This is a genomic window from Cupriavidus sp. 01L46 (genome assembly GCF_056399905.1).
The window spans coordinates 1-2,358 of record NZ_JBFTSF010000524.1 but is presented as its reverse complement, the minus strand read 5'-3'; the positions used below and the strand labels follow the sequence as shown (position 1 = coordinate 2,358).

Sequence of the window (2,358 nt, the reverse complement as noted above, 5' to 3'; positions counted from 1 at the left end):
AGCAGGAACTGCTGGGCATCCCGCACAAGACCATCGTCCGCTCGGTGTCCAAGTACGGCATCAGCGACGTGACGGTCGATTTCGAGGAAGGCGTGGATAGCTACTGGGCCCGCCAGCAGGTGTCCGAGCGGCTCGCCGGCCTGTTGCGCGACCTGCCGCCCAACGCCATCGGCGGGCTGGCGCCGATMACCACGCCGCTGGGCGAGATGTTCATGTTCACGGTGGAGGGGGATGCCTTCTCGCTGGCCGAGCGGCGCCGCGTGCTGGACTGGGTGCTGCGCCCGGCCTTGCGCACCGTGCCCGGCGTGGCGGATGTCAACGCGCTGGGCGGCGAGGTGCGCAGCTACGAGGTCATCCCCGATCCGGCGCGGCTGCGCGCCCGCGCCGTCACGCTGGAGCAACTGCGCCAGGCGCTCGACGCCAACAACCGCAACGACGGCGCCGGCCGGGTGGAGCAGGGCGACGAGAACTGGGTGGTGCGCGTCGAAGGCGGCGTGCGCGGCGTGGAAGACCTGCGCCAGGTGGCCGTTGCCGCGCCGGGCGGGCGCAACGGCATGCCGCTGGTGACGGTGGGCGATGTGGCCACCGTCAGGCTCGGCGTGGCTACGCGCAACGGCGCGGTCAGCAAGGACGGCCGCGGTGAAGCGGTGCAGGGGCTGGTGCTGGCCCTGCGCGGCGCCGATGCCCGCCAGCTGGTCGCCGACGTGCAGGCCAGGCTGGATGCGCTGGCGCCGCAGCTGCCCAAGGGCATGTCCACGCACGTGTTCTACAACCGGGGTGAACTGGTCACGCGTGCCGCCAATACCGTGGTGCGGGCCTTGATCGAGGCCAGCTTGCTGGTGGTGGTGACGCTGTACCTGTTTCTCGGCGGCCTGCGCGCGGCGCTGGTGGTGGCGGCAACCCTGCCGCTGTCGATGCTGGCGACCTTCCTGCTGATGCGCTACGTGGGGCTGACCGCCAACCTGATGAGCCTTGGCGGCCTGGCGATTGCGCTGGGCATGCTGGTGGACGCGGCGGTGGTGGTGGTGGAGAACATCGAATCCGCGTTGGCGAAGGCGCACGAACGCAAGTCCGACCCGGCGCTGCGCGGCGCGGTGATCCGCCATGCTGTCGCCAGCGTGGCGGTGCCGATGCTGGCCGGGGTGTCGATCATCGCGATCGTGTTCCTGCCGCTGCTGTCGCTGCAAGGCCTGGAGGGCAAGCTGTTTGGCCCGGTGGCGCTGACCATCGTGCTGGCGTTGGCGTCGTCGGTGGCGATCGCCTTCACCGTGGTGCCGGCACTGGCGTCGCTGCTGCTGCGCGCGCATGCGGACGAGACGCCGTACCTGATGCGCAAGGTGGCACGCGGCTTTGCCCGGCTGCAGGACTGGAGCGGGCGGCATCCGCGCGCGGTCTTTGCCTCGGCGGGTGTGGCGCTGGCCTTGGCGGTGGCGCTCTACCTGTCGGTGGGCAAGACCTTCATGCCCACCATGGACGAGGGCGACATGATCGTGCAGCTGCAGAAGGCGCCGTCGGTCTCGCTGGCCACCTCGGTGGACCTGGACCTGCGGGTGCAGCAGGCGCTGCTGGCCGAGGTGCCGGAGATCCGCTCGATCGTGGCGCGCTCCGGCTCAGACGATCTCGGCCTCGATCCGATGGGGCTGAACGAGACCGACACCTTCCTCGTGCTGCAGCCAAAGGACCAGTGGCGCGGCAGCAAGGAAGACATCGCCATCGCCATCCGCCGCGTCATGGAGCGTTTCCCGGGCGTGGTGTATGGCTTCACGCAACCCATCGAGATGCGCGTCTCGGAGATGCTGACCGGCACGCGCGGCGACGTGGCGATCAAGGTGTTCGGCGCTGATCTCGGCGCGATCGACACCGCGGCGCAGGCCATCGCCGCGCGCGTGCGCAAGATCCCCGGCGCGGCCGAAGTGATCGCGCCCAGCAACGAGGGCGTGCAGTACCTCACGCTCGCGCTGGACCGCGCCGCCGTCGGGCGCGCAGGGCTCTCCGGCGATGCGCTGCAAGCGTTGCTGCGCGCGCAGGTGGAGGGCGACCGGATCGGCATCGTGCCGGAGGGCACCGTGCGCACGCCGCTGATCCTGCGTGGCAGCGATAGCCTGCGGCAGACGCCGGAGACATTCACCAGCTTGCAGGTGACGGCGCCGGACGGCACGTCCTGGCCGCTCACCTCCCTGGCACAGGTGCGGCGCGTGGAAGGGCCGGTGCGCATCAACCACGAAGACGGTGGGCGCTTTGCGGTGATCCAGGTCAGCGTGGAAGGACGCGACCTGACCGGCTTCGTGCAGGAGGCGCAAACGGCCGTGGCGGGCCTGTCCGGACTGCCCAAGGGMTTGCGCGTGGCCTGGGGGGGCC

1 protein-coding gene is annotated in these 2,358 nt (G+C 70.6%); it reads left to right on the top strand.

Annotation, left to right across the window (positions count from 1 at the left end):
- Positions 1-2,358, top strand: a 2,358-nt coding sequence (locus AC1DS3_RS37860) for an efflux RND transporter permease subunit (RefSeq protein ID WP_477129276.1), incomplete at both ends; no start/stop codon positions are given.